Raw genomic sequence first — 25,946 nt, forward strand, 5'->3', positions numbered from 1 at the left:
GCTGACTGCCTCACCCATGACCGATTTCTTCGCTTTCGTCCGTGACCAATCTGATAAGTTGCTGGAGCAAACGCTGACCCATATCGGGTTAACGTTTGTGTCGTTGCTGTTTGCCTTACTGATCGGTGTGCCGTTGGGTATTCTGATCGCGCGTCAGAAACGGTTGGCGAGTAGCGTGCTGGGCGTGGCAGGGGTGCTGCAAACCGTGCCGAGTGTCGCCTTACTGGGTTTTCTGATCCCCTTGCTGGGAATTGGCGTTGGACCAGCACTAGTCGCTCTGTTCTTGTACGCGCTCCTGCCGATCATTAGGAACACGTATGTCGGTATCACCGAAGTGAGTCCCGCCATTGTAGAAGCCGCGCAGGGGGTTGGTATGACTGACAGACAAGTCTTAACAAAGGTAAAGCTGCCTCTAGCGTTACCCGTAATCTTTGCCGGTGTTCGAACGGCAACGGTCATCAACGTAGGCGTAGCGACCTTAGCGGCTTACGTAGCAGCTGGTGGATTAGGTGAGTTTATCTTTGGCGGTATCGCACTGAGCAATGTCAACATGATGTTGGCAGGAGCCATTCCTGCAGCTTTACTGGCCGTTGGCTTTGATTTTGGCTTAGCCAGATTGCAAAAACTGTCTGGTCGCAGGTTACGCATAAGCGCTATTACCTTTGTTGCTCTCGTTCCTTTCTTGTCGGCTTTCTACCTACTGCCGGGACGTACTGATAAGCTCGTTGCCGGATTTGCCCATGAATTTTACGGTCGCGCCGACGGATACCCAGGTTTGCAGAAAACATACGGCCTGCAACTACGCCCTCGACTGATCGACCAGAACCTGATGTATGAGGCCATTCGTCGTGAGCAGGTCGACATTATTAGCGGCTACTCCACTGATGGACGTATCAAAGCCTTTGATCTGGTTGTCCTGAACGATGATCGACATGCGTTTCCACCCTATGAGGCCGCTCCGGTTGTGCGGCAGGCAACGCTTACGCGCCACCCGGAGTTAGGCCCGACGCTTAATTTACTGGCGGGCAAGTTAACCGATTCCGTCATGACGGCGCTCAATTACCAGGCGGACTATCTCCACCAATCGCCAGAAAGCATTGCCCATACGTATCTGAAAGCCGTCGGTTTATACCGAAGTTCTCAACCAGGTGATCGCTCCGAGACGATTGTCATGGGGTCAAAGGTATTTACGGAACAGTACATTCTGGCCGAGATTTACCGGCAGCTTATCGAAGGCCATACACGTCTCCGCGTTGCGTCGCGCACGGGGCTTGGCGGTACGCAAATATGCTTCGACGCGCTCCGTACGGGGGCTATCGACTTTTACCCCGAATACACAGGAACGGGTTTACTGGTCATTTTGCAACCGCCCGCCAACACGCTTCAACGTTTGCCTATGCAATCGGATTCCGTGTATGCGTTCGTTAAAGATGCCTTTATGAAACAATACAGTTTGCTCTGGCAACGCCCATTAGGCTTCGGCAATAGTTACTGCCTGATGATGCGACGTAAGCAAGCCAATGCGTTGGGCATAGAATCAATTGCTGATCTGGCTCGATATTTACGGTCAAAATAGACGTACCGCGTTCTACCGCGCGTTAGTTGTTGCCTTCACCCGATTTTTTATCGTCGTTACTGATCTTTTTCTTCTGGCGTTGGCTGCCGTTCATCTTTCCAAATTCGTACTTTAAGTTGAGCCGCCAGCCCCGACGGTACATGGCTACGTCCTGTGTTTGCACAAAATTGGGACCGACGAAATCATTCCGCCAGTTGATGGTTTCGCTGAACGGATTGTCGTAGCCAAAGCCGATTGTACCTTTTTTCTTCAGGACCTCTTTTTGCAGCACGATGTTGTAGAAACCAAATCCTCCGTATGTCCCCTGCAAGTTCACCCTGGCCGAGTTGTAGAAGCCGAAAAGCTGGGCCTTGATCCCTTTGCCAAAGTCGATTGTCGAGTTGAGGTTGATTCGGTACATCCAGTCCTCGTTCCGCGTTTTTAGCTCGGCGCTTTCCAGTACGCTGTAAAACAGGTTAACCGATCCATTGACCGACCACTGTTTAAGCAGTTTCGTATTGGCGCTCAGGTTGACACCGTAGGCCGAATTCTGCGCTACGTTCTGGAACACTTGCAGGAGAACCCCCTCACTATTGACGGTATTTACGCTTTCGATGGCGTTGTTGGTCTGGCGCAGAAAGAACGAAGCGTTCAGGCTCGTTTGCTTAATGGAAATGCTGTAATTAGCTTCGATAGAATGCGTTAACTCAGGTTTCAGGTAAGGGTTACCACCATACAGATTCTTGGAATCCGCCTGATTTATGTAGGGATTCAGATAAAAGAACTGGGGCCGTTGAATACGTTGCGAGTAATTCAACCGGATTTGCTGCTCTTTTTTCAGACTACGCGACAGGCTGATGCTCGGGATCAGATTGCCGTACGTATTCGAGAATGGGGCGGTTCCGTTCAGGAAGTTGGCCTGAATAAACGTGTGTTCGTAGCGGGCACCGAGGTTCAATCCCCAGTTTTTCTTGGGTGTGCGGCTGTACACTATGTAGGCAGAGGCCACCTGCTGGGCGTAATCGAATACGTTGGCCAGGGCCGGTTGATCCGTAAACGTAGTGGACCCATCGGCAGCACTGGCTATTCGGTAATCGCTTAAAATTTGCCGGAAGATTGCTTTGGTGCCCAGTTCAAGCTTACTTACGCTATCCAGCGGATTAGTGAAATCGAGTTGAATGGTGCCTTCTTTATTGTTGCTGATGTTATAGCTCTTTTCGCGGTAGTAAGGCGAATTAGCCCGGTTTAACAATGTAGAGCCATAATTACTGTCTTCGCCCTCGAACGAGTACAGCATCAGGAAGGTGAGTTCTTTTTTCGGCTTCTTAAAGAGTCGGGTATAATCCAGATTAAGCGTGGCCCCGGACCAGTCGTAGGTGCGGCTCATGTCCCGGCGGAAAAACTGGTTGACCATCCCCCGGCTACTCTCCTCGAAGTTGATATCGAAGCCGTTGGTATTGGCCCCGTCGTAGTAATTTAAGCCTGTCCCGATCCGATTCAGGGAGTCAATGTCCCAGTCCACATTGAGGGTGCCGTAAAAATTCTTCCCGTTGCCCTGTACCCATTGCGTCTGGTCCTGATTGGTGACAACGCCTTCGTTCGTGAACGACCGCAGAAGCCGTATGTACCGTTTGTTTTTCCAGTCGCTGAAACCACCGTTGGCCGAGATCGTGACGCTTTTCATCCGGTGGTTGATGCTGGCGTTCGGCCAGTTGTTCCACTGGCCGAAGTTAGGACTAATGGAGCCGCTGGTTCCTTGCAGCGCATTTTTCTTGGTAATGATGTTGATGATGCCGGCCGTACCTTCTGCATCGTATTTGGCCGATGGTGACGTAATGACTTCGATCTGTTTTATGATATCGGCGGGAATCTGTTTCAACGCATCCGAAATGCTGCGGGCAACAATGCTGGACGGTTTGTTGTTGATTAACACCTTAATATTGGAACTACCCCGAAGCTGCACATTACCCTCAATATCAACGGCTATCGACGGAATCTTCTTTAATACGTCTGTAGCGTCGCCCCCTTTGATGCTGATGTCTTTTTCAGCATTGTAGACCATCCGGTCCGACTTTTCTTCGAATAAGGACTTCTGGTCGGTTACCGTTACTTCGGCCAGTTTCTGCATTGTCTGGGCCAGTTTGATAACGCCGACTTCTACATCCTGCCCGGCTGCGACCGTGACATTATTGATTGTTTTCGAGGTATAGCCGACGAACGAGATCTGAACGCTGTACGTGCCCGCGTCGACTTTCGAGAAAACGAATTTTCCGGTCGCATCGGCGGTGGTTCCCTGCACAATTTTGCCGGATTTCAGGAGCGCGGCCGTGGCAAATTCCACGGGTTTGTTAGCCGTGGAATCAAGCAGTAAGCCGGAAATTCTGGATTGCTGAGCCAATACGAAGCCTGTGCTCGACGCGAACGCGAGCAGCGCAAGTAGAAAAGATTTCATGGGGGTTGGCTGGTTAGCGGATGTATTTGTTGTTAGCTAGTGAAGGAGATTCATTCAGGCTAACGACACAGGTTGTAGAGAAACGTTGCACGCACTTGCGTTAGTTGTGCTTGAGTAGTTTTCTGCGGGCGAGGTCAATTCTCAGAGAATATGCCCAAGACGTAGTGAAAGGACTCTAATTAGGCCCAAAAGGTACTTGGATATAACCTGCTCTTAACGAAGGGGTTGCACGCATATCAACTGGACTGACGTTACAACTTGCTTACAAACCGGTTGCCTTTTACGTAATATCGGTAGGGGAGGTCGGTGCCGTGGGTTAGGCCGATGCGGGTTGTCGTGACCATCTCAAAGTCGTGCAGCACCGTTGGTCGAATAAAAATTGGGCCGTTCGTAAGCGACGAAAAATTGTGGTCATGCCGGTTGATACCCATCGAGATCACCAGCTTGCCGGGGCCGTTGCACAGGTTGCGGAAACCGGCCGGTGTTTCCGGGTCAATGGTGTTGTTGCGGTAGCGCTCGAACCCGGTTTTGAAGGCTTCGTTACGTCGTAAAGCCATTAACTCAACACCTTCGGTAGGTTCAATCGCCCGGATGAGTACCGCTTCGCCTACGTCTTCAGGTCCGGTTACGACGTTGATGCAGTGGTAATGATTATAGATTTGATAAACATACAACGTACCGGCTGTTCCGAACATAGCCGCATTGCGGGGTGTTTTCCGGCGATAGGCGTGGCAGGCGGGGTCGCCGGTTATGTAGCCTTCGGTTTCGACAATGATGCCCGCCGTAGTGCCCTCCGGACTTTCGTGAACCAGTTCGCAGCCCAGTAGCAATTGAGCCAGCGTTAACGTATCGTGGGTTTGGTAAAAGTCGGCAGGTAGTTTGTTCATTCGCTCGTCGTCCAATCAAATCACTGGCTTATCAAACAAACTTGACCGCAGACTGTTCATTGGTTTATCAAAAACATACCATCAACTACAAACAGGCTATGAAGGGCGTACTGGTTATGCTGGCTCAGGTCGGTTTCTGGGGGCTGTTGGGCTGCGCGCCCGACGAAGTGTTGCCCGACACATTCACAAATCAGGCCGCCGAAATCGAACTGGTTTCGTGTTCGCGCGGCTGCGAGCAGTACATTCTGAACACGGAAACGGTTGTGTTTCACGTAGAAAACATGCCCGACTCGCTGAAGATAAGAGCCGTACCGGAAGCCTACGTGAATAATCGCCTGTCGGTAGTCGTTAGCGGCAGACGGCTTGATGAGCAGGTGCAGGTGTATACGCCTGGCCCTGGCGACAAACCAGAGCCAGCGTATAAGGCCTATAAGCTGCAGTTGACGGCCATACGCCGTCGATAACAAGACTAAATGACGTTCATCGTTTGCTCCTTGATCTTCTCCAGCTCATCTTTCATCTGGACCACGAAGCGCTGAATGGCTGCGTCGTTTGCTTTTGAGCCGATGGTGTTGATCTCCCGGCCAATTTCCTGCGAGATGAAGTTGAGCTTCTTGCCGTTGGCTTCTTCGGTTGATAGCACTTCCAGAAAGTAGCTCAGGTGATTCTTAAGTCGAACCTTCTCTTCCGAAATATCGAATTTCTCGACGTAGTAGACCAGCTCCTGCTCAAAGCGGTTCTGATCGAAGGTTTCGCTCTCCAGTAACTCTCTGACACTATTCCGCATCCGGTCGCGCACCGCCGGAATCCGCCGTACGTCCTGCTCTTCAATATCGGCCAGCCGGTCGCTGATGGTTTTGATATACTCCTGAAACTTGCTTTCCAGCACGGCACCGTCCTGTCTGCGGAATTCGTCGCAACGCCGGATGGCTTCCTGAACGGCCGCCTGTATGGTTGTCCAGTCCGAAGCGTCGGCCGAAGGGTCAGCGGATTCCGATACGTACGCATTGGGTTGCTGCAGAGCCAGTTGCAGTACGTCGCTGTCCGAAACGCTCATCAGCATGCTATTCGCCGTTTCCTTAAGATCACTCACGTAAGCCGCTACCAGAGGGCGATTGATAGTCACCCCCGGCCGAATGGCGCTGGTACGGGTCAGATTGAGCGATAATTCGACCTTACCGCGTTCCAGTTGTTGGGTGAGCAAGGCCCGAAGCTCAATCTCTTTATCCGAAAACTGACGCGGAATCCGGCAGTAGATGTCGAGAAATTTCGAGTTAAGGGTTTTGACCTCGGCCGTCACCGACAGGCCAGCGGCCTCTACAGTTGCGTTGCCGAAGCCAGTCATTGATTTAAGCATGAGTTATCGAGTTATACGGTCGAAATGTTATCGAATTATAAGGTGCATTTATAACTCTGTAACTTATTTAAGAGCATTTGCTTCCAGTTCGGCGTATTCTTTTCGTTGACGCGCTACGTCGACGGCAGTGTAAATGGCCTGTAACATAGACGTTTCATCAGCCAGGTTTTTGCCCGCAATATTATACGCGGTACCATGGTCGGGGGAGGTACGCACGACGGGCATGCCCGCAGTGAAGTTAACTCCTTCTTCAAATGCAATGGATTTGAACGGAATCAAGCCCTGGTCGTGATACATAGCCAATACGGCATCGAACTTGGTGTAGCCCCGCGTCCCGAAAAAGCCATCGGCGGGGTAGGGGCCAAAAACCAGATGACCCTTGTTTTTCCAGTCGGCCAGCAGCGGCTTGATGATCTCCTGCTCTTCATCGCCCAGTAGTCCTTCTTCACCTGCGTGCGGATTTAAGCCCAGCACCGCAATTTTTGGTTTTTCGATCCCAAAATCCTGCCTCAGCGACTGCATCATCAGGGACAGTTTTTGGGTAATACGGTCACGCGTAACGTGTTGCCGGACGCGCCCCAGCGGTACGTGCCCCGTTACCACGCCAACCCGTAGGCGCTCGCTGACCATGAACATCAGGTTATCCGCTACGTCGAACTCTTGCGCGAGGTATTCGGTATGTCCCGGAAATTTGAACTCCTCGGATTGAATATTGTATTTGTTGATCGGAGCCGTAACCAGCGCATCCAGTTTGCCGGCCTTCAGATCGTCAACCGCGCGCTGCAAACAGGCGAAAGCGGCCTGGCCTGCCTCCGGCGTTACCTGACCCGGCTGAATGTCCTGATTCTGATCCGGCCAGCACGTAATTACGTTCGTCATCTTGTGGCTAATCTGATGAATGGTCTGAGCCCCGTTCAGGTTCCAGTCTTTGAAGTTCAGCAGATTGCGGTAGCGGTTCAGTACGCGCATGGAGCCGTAAATGACGGGCGTACAGATCTTTTGCAGACGATTATACTGCAACGCTTTCAGGATTACCTCGGGGCCAATGCCGTTGTAATCACCAAGCGATATGCCGATAACCAGGCGCTCGTCACGGCTCGTGTTATCCAACCCCTGACCGCCCTGGTCACCGGAGTCGCGTACGGCAGCGATCTCTGGCTTACTGTCGCGGTCAGGCGGATTCCGCTCGCGGTTTCCCTGAGATCGCTCGCGGTCATTGGCTGGCGACGGGTTCTTGTTGGGGGGCGTATCGTTCCGGTTCTGACGCTGATTATTATCCCGTTGACTGAACGTCCGCTGGTTGGGGTCGCGTTGACCGGATACCTCGTTACGTCCGTTGCGATTCGTTTCGTTCCGATTATTGGGTTGCCGGTTCTCGCGCTGGTTGTTCCCTCGCTGACCATTTCCGGGTGAATTGGCCTGCTGCGGAACCGGTGATTGGGTAGCGGTAGGGGGGGTATGGTCAGGCTGAGGTCCCGTTGGCGGGGCCACGCGCGCTTCGTTCGATCCTTCTGGTTCGCGTTGTTCCATGTACTTTTAGTAGTTTCGCCAGTTCGTACTCGTGATGTATAATGGCGAGTAAATAATGAACGGGCTTACAACCAACGAATCAAGCCATTGTTCGGTATCCATCGTTCATTCACAATAGCTGCAAGTTACAAAAACCCAACGGATGTCCCAGAATCAGCCCCTCATTCTGATTGCCGACGAAATGCACCCGTCGCTGTTTGCCATGCTCGACGAAGCTGGCTTTACCTATACGTATCAACCTAAAATTACGCGGGCCGGTTTGCTCGAACAACTTTATCCATTTGAAGGACTGATCATTCGCAGTAAGACTACGGTCGATGAAGAACTGCTGGCCCAGGCTCCTAACCTTCGCTACATCGGGCGGGCGGGCGCTGGCTTAGACCTTATTGATTTAGAAGCCACCGAACAGCGAAACATTGCCGTTTTTCACGCCGGAGAGGGCAATCGCGATGCGGTTGCTGAACACGTAGTGGGGATGCTGCTGGCCTTGATGGCGAATATCCTCAAAGCCGACCGCGAGGTGAGACAGGGTATCTGGGATCGGGAAGGTAACCGGGGCTATGAACTTGGTAGCCTGACGGTGGGCATTGTCGGATACGGTAACAATGGCCGCGCTACGGCTCGGCGGTTGAGTGGTTTCGGTTGCCGGGTACTGACCTACGACAAATACCTGACGAACTATGGCGACGAGTGGGCCCAGGAAGCGACAATGGCGCAGTTAATGGCTGAAGCCGACGTCCTGAGCCTGCACATTCCGCTGACGGATGGATCACGGATGATGATCAACGATACGTTCATTGAACAGCTAGCAAAACCTGTTTACCTGATCAACATCGCACGGGGCGAAATCGCGTCGCTGTCGGCCGTTGTGCGGGGACTGGAAAGCGGTAGGCTTCGCGGGGCCTGTCTGGATGTGCTCGAAAACGAAAAACTGAACAAGCTAACCCCCGAGCAGCAAACGGCTTTCGACTACTTGCGCCAGTCGGACCGAGTTATCCTAACTCCACACGTAGCGGGATGGACGCACGAAAGCTACGTCCGGATCAATGAAGTGCTGGTCAGGCAGTTGAAGGCGATGTAATATCAGTTCAATAGTACTCTTACAGCAACGGCCGGCTCCTCTTTTCCAGTAGAAGAGAGGAGCCGGCCGTTGCTGTTCTGGCTATTTGAACACCGTAAAGTTTGAGGTTGTGCAGGCCGTACCGGCTTCATTGGTTAAGCAGATCTGCCCCGTAGCCGCTCCGACCGGTACCGTAACGATCAATGAGTTGCCATTAACAATGAACGTGGCGGGTACAGACGAGCCACTGCTAAAGCGTACGGCCTGAATGGAAGCCAGATTTTGGCCCGTTATCACAATATCCTCGCCAATTTTGGCTGATTTAGGCGTGTAATCCAGGCCCGACGGCAACCGTAACACCGTAAATGGCGTTGTCAGAACTCCGTCGTTTGTCGCATTCACAATACGTAGCGGACCTGTCTGGGCATCGTTCGGCACCAGTACCCAACGCTCGGTATCTTCGTTTTTTCCCGCATCAACGGCCGGTACATTGGTGCCCGTAAAGAAAATCTGGGCATCGAGTAAAAAGTCACCCCGTAAAACAACGCGCTCACCCAAACGAGCTCTGGCCGGAATAATATCGGTAACAACCGGGTTCTGCACCACCACTAGCGGCCGGGCTGTCGTGGCTGAGCCAGCGCGGTTAACCACCGTAACCGGGCCGCTAACCCCGTTCGTCGGTACGTTCACCAGCAACTGAGTCCCTTCGACGCGGTCGGTGATTGGAACAGCGATGGCACCAATGCGTACTTCCTGGATGCGATACAGGTTTTGCCCGGTAATGCTGATGGGCCGACCACGTAATTGCCGGGCGAGGTTAACCGAAATGTTGCTCGGCGCTAAATAGAAAAAGAACGGATCGGCGGCCGTAGCCACACCGCCTACGCTGGTTGCCGATATTGTTACGTTGCCCGATGTTGTAAAGGCTGGTACGGTGGCTTCAATCTGCGTATCACTTAGAACGCGGAAGTTAACCGACGTAGCACCAAACGTGACCGACGTTACGTCCCGCAGGCTCTCGCCCGTCAGAATCAGTTTATCCCCGGCCACCCCATCGCGGCTGCTCAGGTTGGCAATGGCAGGCCGCTGGATAATTTGCACGCTATCGGTGCTGACTGCCACCAGCTTCTCAAACACCCTGACCGTTACCCGGCCCGACTTGGCATTCGTCGGGATCATCGTCCGGATTTCGTTGTCTTTTATGGTTGTCTGGGTCCGGTCGGTACCTAACTCGTTGATATAAACTACGGCGTCCAGCAGGTTGGTGCCCTGAATAGTGAGTTCCGCACCCGGTTTTGCCTGTTTAGGCGATATACTGGTGATCTGGGGCGTTCCGGCAACGATAAAGCTCCCCGAAACGACACCCCCCGCCGTTTCAACATTGACCCCAATAGAGCCGCGCGGTACGGTAGCAGGGACGACAACCGTCAGCTTTTGGGCAGAGCTGTCTTTTACGGTTGCATTAATCCCGGCGAACTTGATTGATTTGACTTGGTTGAGGTAGGCGCCCGTGAGTTCAACGGTTGTGCCCGGTAGGCCGTTGCCAGGGTTTATGCCGGCTATCGCCGGTGCTGGCTGCTGAACCATAAATGGAAGCGGGTCCGACAACCCTTCGTCGGTTTGCACCCGCACCTGTGTAGAGCCCGGCGGCACCAGCGGGACCAGTACCCGGATGGTGTTGTCGTCGCTGCTGGCGACTTTGGCCGTTACGGCTGAACCGGCTGACCCAAACGTGACTACGGGCGACTTGCCAAATTGATACCCATTTAACGTAACGGGCTGGTCAACGAATGCCTGTCTGGGTGTTAATCCGGTTAATTCGGGTGGGCTCTTCTGAATGCGGCAGCCCGACAAACTGATGAGAAAAAGGAACGTGATAAAAAGAGGTAAAGTCGATTTCATAAACGGCAGAAGCAACCGGCAGCGGGCGCAGACATTCGTAGAGGAAGGGTAAAATTAGTCATTTTGGCTGTCTAAAAACCATTTCTTTCGAAAGCCTGTTAGGTTTAATGGACGATGTAACCACCTGCAGTGCCGTTGTGATGTCTAATACATACGCACAAGTAGGCCTCTATCGTATACGTTACATCAGCCATTATACACTCAAAAACGCCCAATGAACTACCGCAGCCTGAAATCATCAAAATTATTGACGATCACTACGCTTGGCGAGTTAAAAGCCGCCGGGTACGAACCCCGCTCAATCAAGCAGGAATTGCGGGACAACCTGATTGACCGAATCAAAGAGAAAGAAGTTGTTTTTCCGGGTATCTGGGGCTACGAAGATACCGTAATTCCGGACGTAGAACGGGCCATTTTGTCCATGCACCACATCAACCTGCTGGGGTTGCGTGGGCAGGCGAAAACCCGGATCGCCCGGTTAATGGTCAATTTATTAGACGAATACATTCCGGTAGTGGCCGGGTCGGAACTGAACGACGACCCCCTACAGCCGCTGTCTCGCTACGCGCTGGATGTGATTGCCGAGAAAGGCGATCAGACCCCAATCGCCTGGATGCATCGGAACGACCGGTATACCGAAAAGCTCGCAACGCCCGACGTATCGGTCGCCGACCTTATTGGGGACGTTGACCCGATCAAAGCCGCTACGCTAAAGTTGCCGTACTCGGACGAACGGACCATTCACTTCGGCCTGATTCCCCGCTCGCACCGCTGTATCTTCGTCATCAATGAGTTGCCCGATTTGCAGGCCCGTATTCAGGTATCTTTGTTTAATATCCTTCAGGAAGGCGACATCCAGATTCGGGGATTCAAGCTTCGGCTGCCGCTCGACATTCAGTTCGTGTTTACGGCTAACCCGGAAGATTATACGAACCGGGGCAGCATCGTAACGCCCCTGAAAGACCGGATTGATTCGCAGATCGTTACGCACTATCCAAAGTCGATCGAGATTGGTAAGAAGATCACCATGCAGGAGGCCATTGTGAAGACCGAGCAGAAAGGCATGGTAAAGACCAACGACCTGATTGCTGACCTGATTGAACAGATTGCCCTCGAAGCCCGCGAAAGCGAGTACGTAGATGCGAAAAGTGGCGTATCGGCCCGAATGACGATTTCAGCCTACGAAAACCTGTTGTCTTCGGCCGAACGACGTTCGCTGCTCAACGGCGAAAAAGAAACCTATGTACGTATTGCTGATCTGTACGGCGTAGTGCCGGCCATTTGCGGTAAAGTGGAGCTGGTGTACGAAGGCGAGGTTGAAGGCCCCGTTATTGTGGCCCAGAACCTGATCGGGAAAGCCATTCGGAATCAGTTCCTGCAATACTTCCCCAACCCGGAGAAAGCCAAAAAAGACAAGCGCGGCAATCCGTATAAGAAAGTCACCGACTGGTTTGGGGACGGTAATACGATGGACATCCTGAATGATCTGACCAACCGCGATTACGAAGCCCGTCTGAAAACAATCGACGGTCTGGACGACGTAGTGGATCAGTTTCACGCACGCCTGAGCAAATCGGAAAAGTTGTTCATGATGGAGTTTGCCTTGCACGGTCTAGCCGAACATTCGCTGGTTGGTAAGAAAGCGATGGATACGGGCCAGTCGTTCAAAGATCTGCTTGGCTCCATGTTCAATCCTAACAACGGATTCGGTGAAGAGGAAGAAGACGAGGACGACGATCGGTACTAAGCTGACAAATCATCTTCTGTAACAAAACAGCACTCCAGATAGAGTGCTGTTTTGTTATGATCGTATGAGTCTTATCTAGTGGGATTGTATACAAAAGCGAAAGACGTAGTATTGTCGCGCAATGCAACTGTCCATAGGTTTGATCATTCGTGTTTGACGTTATGAAGATTACACTGCTTATATGTCATTTACTACTCATTGCCGTCATCGCTCCTGCGCAGCGGGTTCAGCCTTCCCGTTCGGCGAACGAAGCGAGTACGGATAACAAAACGTCTTCAATCGGTTCGGATTTGTCGGTTGGTCTACGGCTTGGAGGGAATATATACCTCGATAAAGGTGATGACGTTAATCAACAGGGAATCTCAGCCAAAGCCCAATACGCTCCTGGTGTCACGGCTGGCTTAGTGATCAATTATGCATTTGACAAGTCATTCTCCATCCAGCCGGAGGTTTCGTATACCCAGCTAGGGTCTCAGTACAAGGGAAATTTCAGAGGCCAGGAGCTTAAGATTGGTTCTACCATTAATGTCGTTGAGGTTCCGGTATTGCTGAAATATTCGTTTGGTGATTTCAGTCACGGCATTCAGTTGTTTGTGAATGCCGGGCCGTTTATTTATTACGGCTTGAGTGCTCAAACGAAGACCACCGTAGGTACCCAATCGGACACGCAGAAAACGACGTTCGATAAGAATACAGATGGTCGATTAATTTATGGAGTTGCAGCCGGTGTTGGAGCCTCAGCTCCAATAGGGCCCGGTTCGCTTTTGGTAGAAGCGCGCTTTAACTATGGATTAGGAAGCAACGCAAAAAATGCCAGTGACGACGATAAGACAAAAGTTGTTACGTTATCGGTAGGCTATTTGATCAAACTGTCGACTTTAGGTTTGTAAATAGTGTTGATTCCAGATAAAAGCAGAATGCCTGGCGGGACCAGGCATTCTGCTTTTGTGTATTTAGAAAGACATTGTATGGCGCTATCGCAGGTAGCACCCATTGAATTATCATGTACGTAGTAACCCCCAAAATCGCGCACCGGACTGATCACCCGATCCATTGGGAATTGTAGGAATGTTTTATAGCTGATTCATTTGGACGCAGCAAAGCTGGTTACTCGACGACTACCGCCGTGCCGTTTGCCGATACCATGAGCATCGAGCCGCTGCCCCCGATGGTCTGATAATCCAGATCGACACCAATTACGGCGTTGGCCCCCAGGCGAGTAGCCTGATCCACCATCTCTTTAATGGCGATACTCTTCGCTTCGCGTAGCCCCTGCTCATAAGCGCCGGAGCGCCCCCCGACCACGTCGCGGATGTTAGCAAAGAAATCCTTTACCAGATTGGCTCCAATAATGGCCTCTCCATTGACTAAGCCAACGTACTGTTTGATGTGTTTACCTTCAATATTGGGCGTAGTGGTTACCAGCATTGTATGGACCGATTGTATGACACAAACTTCGCAAAGGTAAATCGTACTCCGTAAGTTTCATCACTGTCTTTCTTTGTTGCACTGATTTCTTTTCGGTGTGTTACTTGCCCTGCTTCGGGGCGATTCTGAGGTAATGACCCACTACGGCCTTCCGGTTCACAAGGGGGAAATAACAGTTCAGGCGGTGGATCGTGCTGTTCACGCAGTTGTCTGCTGGCGACCTTGCCCCGGCGTTCTACTTTTGACAAGTATTCAAACAATCACTATAACAGCATAACACAAATTCTTATGAAAGCGATGAGTTTTACCCGCCTTTTCACCTGGGCATTAGTAGTGGCGATGCCACTGTGGTTTGGAAGCTGTAAAAAAGATGGCACTGACGTCGTTACGCCTGGAGGAGGTGGTTCTTCTGTTCAAGGGACCTGGAGAATCTCAGGGTATAAAGTTAACCCCGGTTTTGACGATGGAAATGGGAATAAAGTGACCGACCTTCTTGCTTACTTGCAAAGTTTACCTGGGGGAGTTGGTCAAGAGGCTGTTACCTGCCTGACGACGACCAAGATTACCTTCAACGGCAATGGTAAAATTACCGGAGTTGCTGGAACGGGCTGCGATGCCTCTTCAGACATGAATCCCGTTGAAGATAATTCGAACTGGAAGCTGGACGGCAATAAAATGACAATTACTTCAGGAAATGAGGTAACGGTATATGATACGGCGATAAGCGGTAACGTACTGAAACTGTCGAGTAAGCAGCAGGAAGATTTTGATGGTGACGGTGTTGAAGAAACGTATACCGTTACTATGGAACTGACAAAAGCGTAGTCGAACGAATTCTCTTTCAAAAGTGGCCCATCGCGCGATAGGCCACTTTTTTTATGCCTTTTCTACGCATTCATGCAACGTAGCGATGTATCGCTCCAGGTAAATCGGCAGGTCTTTGGTTTTGTACTGGAGAATATACCTTGGGTGATCGAGCGTAACGATACGGCCGAAAAAGCCTTGCTGATCATTGAGCCGACGCAGATACGTTTCGTTCTTACGCCCTAAACAAACCGCTACGTTCCGGTCGGCTCCAAACTGCAATTGTGTTCGAACAGTATTCGTAATAGCTGGCCACAAAGCTGCTGTAGTCCCCTTGTCGTCGTAAAAATTATAATTTCTGCCATCCTTCGTTAAGGCCAGTGGAAAGAGCGAGGTCAGAAAGAAGTGGCCGTAAAATTCCTGGGCACCACCGAATGCTTCGACAACCTGATAAATGAACCGACTCGACAGTTCGGGTGTATCTGCAAGGTCATTAACGATTCCGCAATATCGGCGTAGGTTCTGGGGCGTAGTAAACGATATGCCCGTAACGCCGGCCCCAAAGCGACCGGGGTTAATGCCCAGTATAAAAACGCGGGGTTTCGTATCGCTGTAAAACTTTGTGTAAAACTCTGTAACGATACGTTGGACTTCGGGCTTCTCGTAGGGGTTCATTACGCCAACGCCCTGGGGCAAGTTCGAAGGAGCCGTCAGGGTATTGTAATACGTAATGGCTTTGTCGGCGAATGTACTCATTGATGCGCGAAGTGGTTGTAACAGATTAACGACATTTCTGCAATAATTCGCTCGGCTTCGGGCGTTGAAATACCCTCCACAAAGACAGAAAGCAGGAACGGCTGTTTTGTGTACACAATACCCGCATCCCCACGGACATACGCTAACGTACCGGTTTTGTGCGCAACGGCCGTGGACTTAGGCAGTAGCCGCGGAATGGTTTGCATGTCTTCGTTCTGCTTCAGAATGCCAATCATCTGATCGCAAAGCGCTGGTGTAGCAACCTGATGCCGGTAAATCTTCTCCAGCAACCGGTTCATTTCATGCGCCGTTACGTAGTTTTCTCGGCCTTGTTTAGCGGCCAGCGTATCCATCATTACCCGATTCAGCTGACTTTGCGTTAACCCCAGCGTTCGTATCCGTTGGTTGATGGCATCGCGGCCGAGTTCGTTGATAAAGATGTTCGTTGCGCTATTGTCGCTGTATACCATCATCAGCCGAAGCAGATCCCGGTAGCTGATCCGGCTGCGGTGTGGGTACGTCTTCAATACGCCATCACCCCCCGTCTTTTCGGAATCGGTCAGGATGTGAATTTCATCGAGGTCAAGCGTTCCCGCCTTCGCCCGCTCCATCACTTCGAGCATGACCGGCAGCTTGATGACACTGGCCGAAGGCACCCGTTCATTCTCCCGATGATTGAACACTACGTTGCTGTCAACCAGCGATTTTACAGCGATACTAACCTTGACCAGAGCGGGCAGCTTTCGCAAATAGGCTGTCAACGAATCAGTAAGACCGAATCGGGGTTGACTAACCGCATCAGTTGTCATGGTGAACAGCAAAAACAAAGTCGGGACAAGCGCCCCGACTTTTAGATAACGTAGATTCATCCGATTAGCCGTGATTGCAACGTGCATTACTTAATGTTCTTCCGGCGGTTGCGCTGAAAATCTTCAAACATCATGTTGCCAAGACCCTGCAAGCCGCTGTAATACGCTCGTCCGTTGTTCACTTTCGTGAACTCCTGCACAAACTGCTTCAGGTACGGGTCGGAAGCAATCATGAACGTGGTGATCGGAATCTCTAACCGACGGCATTGGGCGGCCAGCGTCAGCGTTTTGCTCACCACCTTCCGGTCAAGGCCAAATGAGTTCTTGTAATATTTAATACCTTCTTTCAGACAGGTCGGTTTCCCGTCCGTGATCATGAAAATCTGCTTGTTCTTATTCTTCCGCCGACGTAGCAAATCCATCGCCAGTTCCAGACCAGCAACCGTATTGGTGTGGTACGGGCCAACTTCCAGATAAGGAAGGTCTTTCGCCTGAATCTGCCACGCATCGTTTCCGAACACCACAATGTCGAGCGTGTCTTTAGGGTATTTGAGCTTCACGAGTTCAACCAGCGCCAGCGCCACTTTCTTGGCGGGCGTAATCCGGTCTTCGCCGTACAAAATCATCGAGTGGCTAATGTCGATCATCAGCACTGTCGAGGTCTGGGTTTTCTGCTCCTTTTCGGTGACTTCCAGGTCGCGCTCCATCAGGGTAAATTCTTCAACCCCGCTATTGATCTGGGCATTCTTAATCGACTCGGTCATCGATATTTGCTCCAGCGTATCGCCAAACTGGTACGTACGCAGGTCGCTGCTTAGCTCGTCGCCCGTTCCGGTATACGGTGTCTTATGGTTGCCACCAGACTTCGAGCGCTTGAGCTTACCGAAAATTTCTTCCAGCGCGGACCGGCGAATGGTTTGTTCGCTTTTCGGCGTCATTACAATACGTCCCTGCTCGTTGTCTTCGGTCAGATACCCTTTTTCTTTAAGGTCTTCAAAGAAGTTACCAATGCCGTATTCGTCGTCGGTCAGCCCGTATTGACGGTCGAGTTGGTTCATCCACGACATGGCCTGTTCGACGTCGCCGGAGGTAAGCAGCAGCAGTTGCTGAAAGATATTCAGCAGTTGGTCGAACTTGCTGCCTTCTTTCTGTTCAGGCGGTATATAATCAGAGAATTGAAAGCCTTTCATTCGTTTGTTGTTCAGTTGTAGAGGTGACTGGCTGATCCGTAGCGGGCACGTTTGCAGAACAGAACGGTTTACGTATTTGTTCGGGCTGCTCCAAAGACTTACAAATCGACCTGAATGGTTAGATCGGGTAGAACATCCTCGCCCGATAGCATAATGGTACTCCCTTGACGAATATCAATCGAACCGTTTTCGCGATAGATGAATACCTGCTTACCAGCCCGGTCGAGCAACCAACCCAACCGGCATCCGTTGTCGCGGTACTCTTCCAGTTTGTCCTTTAAGACCTTTAACTCGTCACTGTTGGAACGGATTTCAACGACGAAGTCAGGACAAATGGGGGCAAACTTCTGTCGATCCGCTTCCGGTATGGCATCCCAACGTTCTTTACTCACTCAGGAGACATCTGGCGATCGAACTGCGGAGTTCGCTAGTTTGAATCCGGTCGAGGAGTCGAAAACATGGCCACGCTTCGTTCGGCGGTTCCAACTCCATATTTCGCCACATAGATCGGCGTTATAACGTCCTGTTTCTGTTCCGGTGGGGGGTATAAGAATAATATTTCCATTTGCATCGCGCTCCAACTTCGTTGTTTCGTTGGCCTGGCACAAGGCAAAGAAAAAATCATCGTCGAATTCGCGGTAACGGGGCGGATGTAGGGTACGAAGTTCCAGATCCATAATCACGGGCTTTTGTCAAATATAACGAAAACCGGCGAGAAATGGCGTATTACAACTGAGCCAGCAGATACAGCACCGCCATTCGTACGGCTACCCCATTTTCTACCTGATCGAGAATAATAGAATGCGACGAGTCGGCCGCATCGGACGTTAGCTCAACCCCCCGGTTAATCGGACCTGGGTGCATCAGCACGATTGGCCGGTCCAACTCATCGAGCATCTGTTTGGAGATACCGAAATACAGCGAATACTCCCGTAACGACGGGAAATACTTGATCTGCTGCCGTTCCAGTTGAATACGTAATACGTTGGCGACATCACACCAGGCCAGCGCGGCCCGCACATCATGCCCAACTTTTACGCCTAACGCGTCTATGTGTTTGGGAATAAGCGTCTTCGGGCCGCAAACCATGACTTCAGCCCCCTGCTTCTGGAGGCAGAATATGTTCGACAGCGCCACTCGCGAATGGGTGATGTCGCCGATAATGGCTACACGTTTGCCCGCTACGTCGCCAAGCTTTTCGCGGATCGAAAACGAATCGAGCAGCGCCTGGGTGGGGTGCTCGTGGGTGCCATCGCCCGCGTTCACTACGTTCGCGTTGATGTGCCGGGTGAGGTAATGCGGAGCGCCGGGGCTACTGTGCCGCATCACGACCATATCGACCTTCATGGCCAGGATATTGTTGACCGTATCGAGCAGGGTCTCGCCTTTTTTGACCGAGCTTCCGGACGCTGAAAAATTCACGACATCGGCCGAAAGTCGCTTCTCGGCAAGCTCGAAAGAAAGTCGGGTACGGGTTGAATTTTCAAAAAAAACGTTGGCGATCGTTACGTCGCGTAACGAAGGGACTTTCTTGATGGGCCGGTTAATGACTTCCTTAAACTGACCTGCTGTTTCGAGAATTAATTGAATATCAGACTCAGTCAAGTCTTTGATGCCCACCAGATGGCGGACGCTGAGGGATTGGGCCATGGGAGGGATGCGAACAAAACTGGGCAAAGATAACGTAAACCTCGTTGGATTGGGCAAATCATGAGGATACCTGGTCAATGACTGCTCATAACAAACACCTCCCGATTTACTCATTTAGTTCATCAGAGCATGTTTTGTTAAAAAAGCGGAGTGAAATCTGAACGTGCATTTGGTAATTCGCTTCATAAGTTATTTACTTTGCAATACAAAGTACTTTTAAGTATTACCCTTTGTCCACTCATCAGGCTATTATATCGATTCACCTGTCCCGTATGCAGCTCCAGATTACCAATGTCTCTAAAACCTACGCCACCGGCCGGTCTACCGGGGTGGTGCAGGCATTAAAACATGTAACGCTGACCATTCCCTTCGGCATGTATGGTTTACTTGGCCCGAACGGGGCGGGCAAATCGACACTCATGCGCATTCTGGCTACGTTGCAGGAACCCGATGCGGGCAGCGTTCACCTGATACCTTCGGTAGACACCGAACCGGCGATCGACGTAGTGAATCAGCCCGACAAGGTGCGCCAGACGCTCGGTTACCTGCCCCAGGAGTTTGGCGTCTATCCGAAAGCCAGTGCGGAAAGTCTGCTCGACCACTTCGCCATTCTCAAAGGATTCGCCGAGCGCCGGTCGCGCCGGGAAGTGGTTGATGCGCTGCTCCGGAAAACGAATCTGTGGGAGGTGCGTAAACAAAAGCTGGGCGGCTATTCGGGGGGGATGCGGCAGCGGTTCGGGGTGGCGGTGGCTCTGCTGGGCAATCCCAAACTGCTGATTGTCGATGAACCAACCGCCGGGCTGGACCCTGCCGAACGGGTACGCTTTCTGAACCTCTTAAGTGAGCTAGGCGAGAACAGCGTGGTTATTCTCTCAACCCATATTGTCGACGATGTCAGCGAGTTGTGCACCCGGATGGCGATTATCAATAAGGGAGAGATTTTACACGAGGCCGAGCCTCTCAACGCGATAGAAGCCCTGAAAGGCCGCATCTGGCAAACGATTATCCAGAAGAATGAACTAGCTCAACTGGAGCGCGAGTACAAAATCATCTCAACCAAACTGCTGGGTGGACGCACAGTCATCCATGTCTTTAGCGAAGAAACGCCCGCTGGTTTTGAGCCGGTGCAGCCTGACCTCGAAGATGTTTATTTTACCGTAATGGCGGGCCATGCCGGAAACCGTAACCCAGCGAGTACCCTATGAAATTCTGGGAGGTTTTCCGGTTCGAGTTTGCCTACCAGGTTCGTCGGCCTTGGCCCTGGCTCTTTCTGGCGGGCATGGTGGTATTCGCGTTTTTCTCCACGCGAATTGCCATCGTTCCCGTTACGCTTCCCCAGGATTTTATTCTGAATTCGCCGTTCATTATCACGGTCGTTTCGGTGTTTAGCTGCCAGATCTGGTTGCTGATGGCCCCGGCCGTGGCTGGTGAAGCAGCTGCGCGGGACGTGCAAACCCGAATGGCCCCGCTGCTGTTCACGAGTCCGATTCGCCGGGTCGACTATCTGGGCGGGCGTTTTGCGGCTGCGTTCATCATTAATGCGTTGATTCTGTTCGGAGTGCAGGTGGGGAGCCTGCTGGCGGTGTATGGCCCCGGTGCCAATCCCGAGCTGGTAGGGCCGTTTCGCCCGACTGCTTACCTGGCCGCGTACAGCTACATTGCCCTCTCGAATGCCTTCATCGCTACGGTATTCCAGTTCTCAGTCGCATTGCTCAGCGGTCGGCCGATGGTGAGCTACTTCGGCAGCTTGATTCTATTCTTTCTCTCTTACCCGCTGACCATCATCCTCTACCAGTCGGGGCTACACGGGCGGGCGCTACTGGCGGACCCCATCGGCATCATGGCCATCATGAACGAGATGATGTCGAACTGGACCATCGTCGAGAAGAACGTCCGTAGGTTCACCCTCGAAGGTCCGATGCTCGGGAATCGGCTGTTGTGGCTCGGTATTGCCTGCGGGGTACTGGCCGTTCTGTTTCTGCGCTTCCGGTTTGAACACCGCACTACTATCAATTGGTGGAGCCGGTTCCCGCGACGATTTATCCAAAAAAATTCGTCACCCGCTGAGGTCGTGTCGGCAGCGATGCCTATTCCGGTTCCGAATGCGCCCCGGTCGTTCGGTTTCAGGACACACCTGCGCCAGACCATTACGGTTGCGCGGCATTCCTTCCACCTGATTGCGACGAGTCCGGGCGGGCTGTTTCTCCTGATTGCCTTCCCGCTGCTGCTGACGTTTATGGTACTGGTGCAAACACAGCACTGGGGTATTCCGCTGCTGCCCCGGACTCCGTATCTGCTTACGAAGCACCTCACGGGCGTGCTCACCGCGCCCACAAACTATTGGGTGATGGTGCCGCTGTTCATCATCTATTACGCGGGTGAGCTGGTGTGGCAGGAGCGGGACGCCCGAATGAACGAGAATGTCGATGCAACGCCCGTGCCGGACTGGGTGCTGTTCCTTGGCAAGCTCCTCGGCTTAGGGCTCATTCTGGCCGCCCTGATGGTAGCCGTCACCCTTGTCGGCCTCACGGTTCAGGTTGTTCGGGGCTACTACGATTTCGAAATCGGGCGATACGTGCAGGTGCTGCTCGGGTTCAAACTGGTTGACTACTGCTTATTTGCCCTTCTCGCCCTGACGGTGCAGGCCGTGGTCAACGGGAAATACGTCGGGCAACTACTCGCACTGGCGGTGTATCTGCTAATGATTTTCTCGTCATTTCTTGGCATTGAGCATCATCTGCTGGTGTACGCATCCGGTCCGGAGTGGTCACTTACCGACATGCGCGGGGTTGACTCGTCAGTGGGGCCGTGGCTCTTTTTCCGGCTCTACTGGGCTTCTTGGGCGTTGTTGCTGGCTGTTATCGCCCGGCTGCTGTGGGTGCGGGGGAAAGAGGCCCGTTTCAGAAAGCGGCTGCACATTGCCCCACTCCGGTTCACACGGGCGACGGCCGCTTTCGCCGGGGTTGCGGTGGGACTCATTCTCCTGCTGGGCGGCTTCATTTTTTATAACACCAACGTGCTCAACGAGTACGTGACCGACGACGAAGTAATACAACGCCGGGCCGACTACGAGCGACTGTACGGCAAATATGAGGGCATCCCCCAGCCGGTGCGGGTAGCAACGAAGCTGCACGTCGGACTCTACCCCGACCAGCGAAAAGCAACCATCCGGGGCAGCTACCGACTGGTTAACCGCACTACGGTGCCGATCTCCTCCGTGCATCTGGAGCCCGCTTTCTTTGTCGAGACGCGTATGACGTTCGACCGCCCGGCCCGAGCGCGAGTAACCGATGAAAAACTGGGCCACTTCATCTACGCGCTGGATAAGCCACTCCAACCCGGCGACTCGCTGACGCTCCATTTCGAGGTGAAGTTCAAGCCGAAAGGCTTCCGCAATAGCGGGCTTAACCCCAACGGCGCTGGTCAGGGCATTCTCGAAAACGGTACGTATATCACCGGAGATGCGCTGCCCGTTATCGGCTACCAGCCCAGGCGGGAGCTTTGGAGTGCCGAAGACCGGCGCAAGTATGGCCTGCCGCGGCAAATCACACTCCCCGACCCCGGCGATGTGGACCCGAATGTAACGGCGACTGCCCCCACGACTTTCGAAGCGGTCATTGGCACCAGCGGCAATCAGGTCGCGGTGGCACCGGGCGAGCTGCGTCGCACATGGCGTAACGCCGGACGACGTTATTTTCAATACGTCAGCGAGGTTCCCATCATTGGTCGGGATGTTTTTGTCTCCGCTAACTACGCGGTGCACCGCGAACGCTGGACACATCCTTCGATAGGTTCAGGAAAAGCGGTCGATATTCAGGTTTATGTACACCCCGGCCATACCGAGCACCTCCCGCGTCTGCTCCGCAGCGTACGGGCGTCGCTAGACTACTATTCGGCGCAGTTTGGCCCGTATCCGTACCGCTTTCTCCAGATTATTGAGCAGCCCGGCAATTTTATGGGCATGGGCGTCGATGGAAGCGGTGTGATTACGGGCGGGGAGGGTTTCTTTCAGCTAGACCCGCAGGGCAAGGGCTTTGATGCCATTTTCGAGATTGTGGTCCACGAGATGGGGCACCAATGGTGGGGTATGCAGCTGAAAGGCGCGTTTGCCGAAGGGGGCGGGGTCATCTCCGAAAGCCTGGCCTGGTACTCGGCCATGCAACTCGTGAAAACGGTAAAAGACCGGGAAGCGTTACGTCGGTTCATGCTTATCATGCGCGAGCCGGTCCCCTGGCCGCCCATGCGCACGGGCCTTCCGCTGCTGCGGGCTATGGACCCCTGGGCCAACTACCGCAAAGGCCCTTACGCGATGTACGCCCTGAGTGAGTACGTGGGTGAGACCCGCGTGAACGGAGCACTCGGTACGCTTATCAGAAAAAAAGCTTCTTCGCTGGCTACCACACTCGATCTGTACCGGGAGCTACAAGCCGTTACGCCGGATTCGCTCAACCCCCTGCTGGTCGATCTGTTTGAGCGAAATACGACCTGGACTTTCGACACCCGAAAAGCAACGGCAAAGCAAACGACTACCGGTGCCTGGCAGGTAACATTCGAGGTAGAAGCCAATAAGGTTGTGGCCGACAGCGCCGGTGTCGAGACGAAGATACCAGTGAATGAGTGGGTAGAAATAGGCGTTTTCGCTCCCGCGCAACCCGGCGAAATCCTGGGCAAACCCTTGTATGTGCAGAAGCATTTTATCCGCTCCGGCAAACAGACCATCACCGTAATGGTGCCGCATAAACCCGCGCACGGAGGCATTGATCCGTATAACCTCCTCGACTGGGAGGAAGGCGACAATATAGAGCCGATACAGTTATGAAATTTAGAGAAATTGTTCGCTTTGAGCTCCGGTATCAGCTGCGTCATGCGTCTACCTGGCTCTTGTTTGCGGTATTTCTGCTGTTCGGGTTTACCGTCCTGCGCATTGTTACATTGGATGACGGTACGTACCTGAATGCCCCCAGCACCCTGGCGTTCTTTACGGTCTTTGGCAGCGTGATCTGGGTGGTGATTGGTGGGGTGGTTGTGGGCGACGCTGCGACCCGTGATAGGCAGACGCGTATGCATCCGCTGGCCTACACAACGCCCGTGAGCAAGTTTAGCTACCTGGGTGCGCGGTTCCTGGCGGCTCTGGTACTGAACGCCTTGATACTGCTGATGCTGACCATTGGATTCCTGCTTTCGGTATATGGCCCTGGTGCCAGGACCCAGTTTGTCGGGCCGTTCCGTCCCGCAGCTTTTCTTACCAGTTACGCCTTTTTGGCCTTGCCTACGGTTGTGGCCACAACTGCCATTCAGTTCGCGGCTGCAGCCTTGAGTGGTCGGGCCGTTGCCAGCTACATCGCCAGTATTGTCCTCATCCTGTTTTCGCAGTTCGGAGGCACAACGGTACGGTTTGCGCTGGATTGGAAGGTCTTAGGCAGCCTGATGGATCTGCTTGGCACCAGTATCATGGCCGATATGGAAGGCTGGACACCCATCGACAAAAATACGCGGTTAGTTCTGCTGGAAGGCCCGTGGCTCTGGAACCGCATCGGGTGGTTTGGGGTAGCTGCGGGGTCGCTCGCGTTTACCTACGTCCGGTTTCGATTAGCCCACGTAACAACCAGCGCCAGCCAATGGCCTCGGTTCAGGCGCTGGTCGGCATCCGTCTCGTCTGGTCGGCAACCCGCTCCGGCACTTGACAAGGACGCCAGTCTCATTAACGTGCCGGACGTTCCGCGTTATTTCGTCTTACGAACGCACCTGCGTCAGGTCTTTGCCATTGCGGGTGTATCGTTTCGGTTTATTGCCCAAAGCCGGACAGGTCTCACGCCCGTTGCGGTGTTAGCCATCGGTACGGGGCTGTTCGCCACCGAATACATGGAGTGGTATGGCGTGCCGCTGCTGGCCCGAACGGAAGAGGTGTTACGTATACTGACACCCCCGCTAAACAGCATCAAAACGCAGTGGCTCGTTATTCCGTTGCTCATCATCTTCTTCGCTGGCGAGCTGGTCTGGCGCGAACGCGAAGCGGGGCTTCAGGCGCTTTCCGATACCACACCCACGCCTGAATGGGTCCTCTTTCTGGGTAAATTTTGCGGACTCGCTCTGGTAGTCACTACCTGGGTGGTCTTTCTCTGGCTGGCTGGTCTTATCAACCAGTTGGTCATGCACTATTACCAGTTCGAGATAGGCGTGTACGTAAAGGCGCTCTTCGGTATTCAACTGACCAACTACCTGCTCTTCGCCTTGCTCGTCTTCGTAGTTCATGTTCTGGTGAATCAGAAATACATCGGTCACATGGTAGCCTTTGGCCTGTACGGGTTCATCGTTTACGCGTCGATGCTCGGCGTGGAACACAAGCTACTGATCTACGCGTCTGATCTGGGCTGGTCGTACAGCGATATGAGTGGCTTCGGCCCGTTTATCAAACCCTGGCTGTGGTTTAAATTGTACTGGGCCTCCTGGGCCTTTCTCCTCGCGGTGATCGCTACTCTGTTCTGGGTACGTAGCAAAGACGGTGGCGTTAAGGCACGGCTCCAAAGGGCCCACCATCGGTTGCCGCACTATAAATCCGCTCTTGTAGTGGCCCTGACGCTGGTTATCGGCTCGGGTGGCTTTATTTTCTACAACACCAACGTGCTGAACAGGTACCTGACGGAAGCGGACCGGATGGCGATGCGGGCGGAATACGAGCGACGCTACGGCCAGTATGAGCACGCTACGCGACCCGTATTGACGCGAACAAAGGTGCAGGTCGAGATTTATCCCGACGAGGGGGGGGGGCAACATCTGGGGCACGTATCAATTAGTTAATCGCAGCCATGTCGCCATTGA

19 protein-coding genes and 1 pseudogene are annotated in these 25,946 nt (G+C 52.8%); 9 read left to right on the forward strand and 11 right to left on the reverse strand.

Annotation, left to right across the window (positions count from 1 at the left end; genetic code table 11):
- The first annotated feature begins 16 nt into the window (after positions 1-16).
- A complete protein-coding gene (locus tag ACYVIY_RS03885) occupies positions 17-1,576 on the forward strand; it encodes an ABC transporter permease/substrate-binding protein (protein ID WP_460974958.1) in 1,560 nt (519 codons plus the stop codon).
- Between the two features lie 22 nt (positions 1,577-1,598).
- Here the strand turns inward: ACYVIY_RS03885 and ACYVIY_RS03890 are convergent, their stop codons facing one another.
- Entirely contained in the window at positions 1,599-4,007 is a 2,409-nt protein-coding gene (locus tag ACYVIY_RS03890; RefSeq protein WP_460974959.1) for a TonB-dependent receptor domain-containing protein, read from the reverse strand.
- 251 nt (positions 4,008-4,258) lie between these two features.
- The gene (locus ACYVIY_RS03895; RefSeq protein WP_460974960.1) at positions 4,259-4,894 is read right to left on the reverse strand and encodes a DNA-3-methyladenine glycosylase; all 636 of its coding nucleotides are present in this window, start codon (positions 4,892-4,894) and stop codon (positions 4,259-4,261) included.
- Between the two features lie 98 nt (positions 4,895-4,992).
- Here ACYVIY_RS03895 and ACYVIY_RS03900 point away from each other — a divergent pair, with 98 nt between their 5' ends.
- A complete protein-coding gene (locus tag ACYVIY_RS03900) occupies positions 4,993-5,358 on the forward strand; it encodes a hypothetical protein (RefSeq protein ID WP_460974961.1) in 366 nt (121 codons plus the stop codon).
- A 5-nt stretch (positions 5,359-5,363) separates the two neighbouring features.
- Here ACYVIY_RS03900 and ACYVIY_RS03905 read toward each other — a convergent pair whose 3' ends face one another.
- On the reverse strand, positions 5,364-6,251 hold the full coding sequence (locus ACYVIY_RS03905) for a YicC/YloC family endoribonuclease (protein WP_460974962.1): 888 nt from the start codon (positions 6,249-6,251) through the stop codon (positions 5,364-5,366).
- 63 nt (positions 6,252-6,314) lie between these two features.
- Positions 6,315-7,781, reverse strand: coding sequence for a 4-hydroxythreonine-4-phosphate dehydrogenase PdxA (pdxA, locus tag ACYVIY_RS03910; protein ID WP_460974963.1), 1,467 nt, complete (start codon positions 7,779-7,781; stop codon positions 6,315-6,317).
- 142 nt (positions 7,782-7,923) lie between these two features.
- On the opposite strand from pdxA, the gene ACYVIY_RS03915 reads away from it, so the two are divergent.
- A complete protein-coding gene (locus tag ACYVIY_RS03915) occupies positions 7,924-8,862 on the forward strand; it encodes an NAD(P)-dependent oxidoreductase (protein WP_460974964.1) in 939 nt (312 codons plus the stop codon).
- Positions 8,863-8,943: 81 nt separating this feature from the next.
- On the opposite strand, the gene ACYVIY_RS03920 is transcribed toward ACYVIY_RS03915, so the two are convergent.
- Positions 8,944-10,743: an IPT/TIG domain-containing protein gene (locus ACYVIY_RS03920; protein WP_460974965.1), complete on the reverse strand. Its 1,800-nt coding sequence runs from the start codon at positions 10,741-10,743 to the stop codon at positions 8,944-8,946.
- A gap of 214 nt (positions 10,744-10,957) precedes the next feature.
- Here ACYVIY_RS03920 and ACYVIY_RS03925 point away from each other — a divergent pair, with 214 nt between their 5' ends.
- Positions 10,958-12,490 (forward strand): P-loop NTPase family protein, encoded by a 1,533-nt coding sequence (locus ACYVIY_RS03925; RefSeq protein ID WP_460974966.1) that lies wholly within the window; start codon positions 10,958-10,960, stop codon positions 12,488-12,490.
- A 161-nt stretch (positions 12,491-12,651) separates the two neighbouring features.
- Positions 12,652-13,380, forward strand: a complete 729-nt coding sequence (locus ACYVIY_RS03930) for a porin family protein (protein ID WP_460974967.1) — start codon at positions 12,652-12,654, stop codon at positions 13,378-13,380.
- A 217-nt stretch (positions 13,381-13,597) separates the two neighbouring features.
- Here the strand turns inward: ACYVIY_RS03930 and ACYVIY_RS03935 are convergent, their stop codons facing one another.
- Entirely contained in the window at positions 13,598-13,918 is a 321-nt protein-coding gene (locus tag ACYVIY_RS03935) for a heavy metal-binding domain-containing protein (protein ID WP_460974969.1), read from the reverse strand.
- A 288-nt stretch (positions 13,919-14,206) separates the two neighbouring features.
- Here ACYVIY_RS03935 and ACYVIY_RS03940 point away from each other — a divergent pair, with 288 nt between their 5' ends.
- Entirely contained in the window at positions 14,207-14,743 is a 537-nt protein-coding gene (locus tag ACYVIY_RS03940; RefSeq protein ID WP_460974970.1) for a lipocalin-like domain-containing protein, read from the forward strand.
- A gap of 51 nt (positions 14,744-14,794) precedes the next feature.
- Here the strand turns inward: ACYVIY_RS03940 and ACYVIY_RS03945 are convergent, their stop codons facing one another.
- The 5 genes and pseudogenes from ACYVIY_RS03945 to ACYVIY_RS03965 all read right to left on the reverse strand — a co-directional run bounded on the left by ACYVIY_RS03945 (position 14,795) and on the right by ACYVIY_RS03965 (position 19,127).
- Positions 14,795-15,478 (reverse strand): uracil-DNA glycosylase family protein, encoded by a 684-nt coding sequence (locus ACYVIY_RS03945; protein WP_460974971.1) that lies wholly within the window; start codon positions 15,476-15,478, stop codon positions 14,795-14,797.
- Positions 15,475-16,374: a serine hydrolase gene (locus tag ACYVIY_RS03950; RefSeq protein ID WP_460974972.1), complete on the reverse strand. Its 900-nt coding sequence runs from the start codon at positions 16,372-16,374 to the stop codon at positions 15,475-15,477. Before ACYVIY_RS03950 ends, ACYVIY_RS03945 begins: the two co-directional genes overlap by 4 nt.
- Positions 16,374-17,477, reverse strand: a complete 1,104-nt coding sequence (locus ACYVIY_RS03955; protein WP_460974973.1) for a vWA domain-containing protein — start codon at positions 17,475-17,477, stop codon at positions 16,374-16,376. Before ACYVIY_RS03955 ends, ACYVIY_RS03950 begins: the two co-directional genes overlap by 1 nt.
- A gap of 98 nt (positions 17,478-17,575) precedes the next feature.
- Positions 17,576-18,154: pseudogene (locus ACYVIY_RS03960) on the reverse strand (Uma2 family endonuclease).
- A 49-nt stretch (positions 18,155-18,203) separates the two neighbouring features.
- Complete coding sequence (locus ACYVIY_RS03965) at positions 18,204-19,127, reverse strand: aspartate carbamoyltransferase catalytic subunit (protein WP_460974974.1); 924 nt, start codon at positions 19,125-19,127, stop codon at positions 18,204-18,206.
- A gap of 272 nt (positions 19,128-19,399) precedes the next feature.
- Between ACYVIY_RS03965 and ACYVIY_RS03970 the strand changes: the two genes are divergently transcribed.
- From ACYVIY_RS03970 to ACYVIY_RS03980, 3 genes are read left to right on the forward strand one after another with little or no spacing between them, the layout of a single operon-like run.
- Entirely contained in the window at positions 19,400-20,332 is a 933-nt protein-coding gene (locus ACYVIY_RS03970) for an ABC transporter ATP-binding protein (protein WP_460974975.1), read from the forward strand.
- Positions 20,329-23,946 carry an ABC transporter permease/M1 family aminopeptidase gene (locus ACYVIY_RS03975; protein ID WP_460974976.1) on the forward strand — a complete coding sequence of 1,206 codons (3,618 nt, stop codon included), beginning with the start codon at positions 20,329-20,331 and terminating at the stop codon, positions 23,944-23,946. Before ACYVIY_RS03970 ends, ACYVIY_RS03975 begins: the two co-directional genes overlap by 4 nt.
- Positions 23,943-25,925 carry an ABC transporter permease gene (locus ACYVIY_RS03980; protein ID WP_460974977.1) on the forward strand — a complete coding sequence of 661 codons (1,983 nt, stop codon included), beginning with the start codon at positions 23,943-23,945 and terminating at the stop codon, positions 25,923-25,925. Before ACYVIY_RS03975 ends, ACYVIY_RS03980 begins: the two co-directional genes overlap by 4 nt.
- Positions 25,926-25,946: the final 21 nt, after the last annotated feature.

The sequence above is a fragment of the Spirosoma knui genome (assembly GCF_054780635.1).

Coding starts and splice junctions, on each gene's coding strand:
- ACYVIY_RS03885 (WP_460974958.1), top strand. CDS start 17: ATGACCGATTTCTTCGCTTTCGTCCGTGACCAATCTGATAAGTTGCTG.
- ACYVIY_RS03890 (WP_460974959.1), bottom strand. CDS start 4,007: ATGAAATCTTTTCTACTTGCGCTGCTCGCGTTCGCGTCGAGCACAGGC.
- ACYVIY_RS03895 (WP_460974960.1), bottom strand. CDS start 4,894: ATGAACAAACTACCTGCCGACTTTTACCAAACCCACGATACGTTAACG.
- ACYVIY_RS03900 (WP_460974961.1), top strand. CDS start 4,993: ATGAAGGGCGTACTGGTTATGCTGGCTCAGGTCGGTTTCTGGGGGCTG.
- ACYVIY_RS03905 (WP_460974962.1), bottom strand. CDS start 6,251: ATGCTTAAATCAATGACTGGCTTCGGCAACGCAACTGTAGAGGCCGCT.
- pdxA (WP_460974963.1), bottom strand. CDS start 7,781: ATGGAACAACGCGAACCAGAAGGATCGAACGAAGCGCGCGTGGCCCCG.
- ACYVIY_RS03915 (WP_460974964.1), top strand. CDS start 7,924: ATGTCCCAGAATCAGCCCCTCATTCTGATTGCCGACGAAATGCACCCG.
- ACYVIY_RS03920 (WP_460974965.1), bottom strand. CDS start 10,743: ATGAAATCGACTTTACCTCTTTTTATCACGTTCCTTTTTCTCATCAGT.
- ACYVIY_RS03925 (WP_460974966.1), top strand. CDS start 10,958: ATGAACTACCGCAGCCTGAAATCATCAAAATTATTGACGATCACTACG.
- ACYVIY_RS03930 (WP_460974967.1), top strand. CDS start 12,652: ATGAAGATTACACTGCTTATATGTCATTTACTACTCATTGCCGTCATC.
- ACYVIY_RS03935 (WP_460974969.1), bottom strand. CDS start 13,918: ATGCTGGTAACCACTACGCCCAATATTGAAGGTAAACACATCAAACAG.
- ACYVIY_RS03940 (WP_460974970.1), top strand. CDS start 14,207: ATGAAAGCGATGAGTTTTACCCGCCTTTTCACCTGGGCATTAGTAGTG.
- ACYVIY_RS03945 (WP_460974971.1), bottom strand. CDS start 15,478: ATGAGTACATTCGCCGACAAAGCCATTACGTATTACAATACCCTGACG.
- ACYVIY_RS03950 (WP_460974972.1), bottom strand. CDS start 16,374: ATGCACGTTGCAATCACGGCTAATCGGATGAATCTACGTTATCTAAAA.
- ACYVIY_RS03955 (WP_460974973.1), bottom strand. CDS start 17,477: ATGAAAGGCTTTCAATTCTCTGATTATATACCGCCTGAACAGAAAGAA.
- ACYVIY_RS03965 (WP_460974974.1), bottom strand. CDS start 19,127: ATGGCCCAATCCCTCAGCGTCCGCCATCTGGTGGGCATCAAAGACTTG.
- ACYVIY_RS03970 (WP_460974975.1), top strand. CDS start 19,400: ATGCAGCTCCAGATTACCAATGTCTCTAAAACCTACGCCACCGGCCGG.
- ACYVIY_RS03975 (WP_460974976.1), top strand. CDS start 20,329: ATGAAATTCTGGGAGGTTTTCCGGTTCGAGTTTGCCTACCAGGTTCGT.
- ACYVIY_RS03980 (WP_460974977.1), top strand. CDS start 23,943: ATGAAATTTAGAGAAATTGTTCGCTTTGAGCTCCGGTATCAGCTGCGT.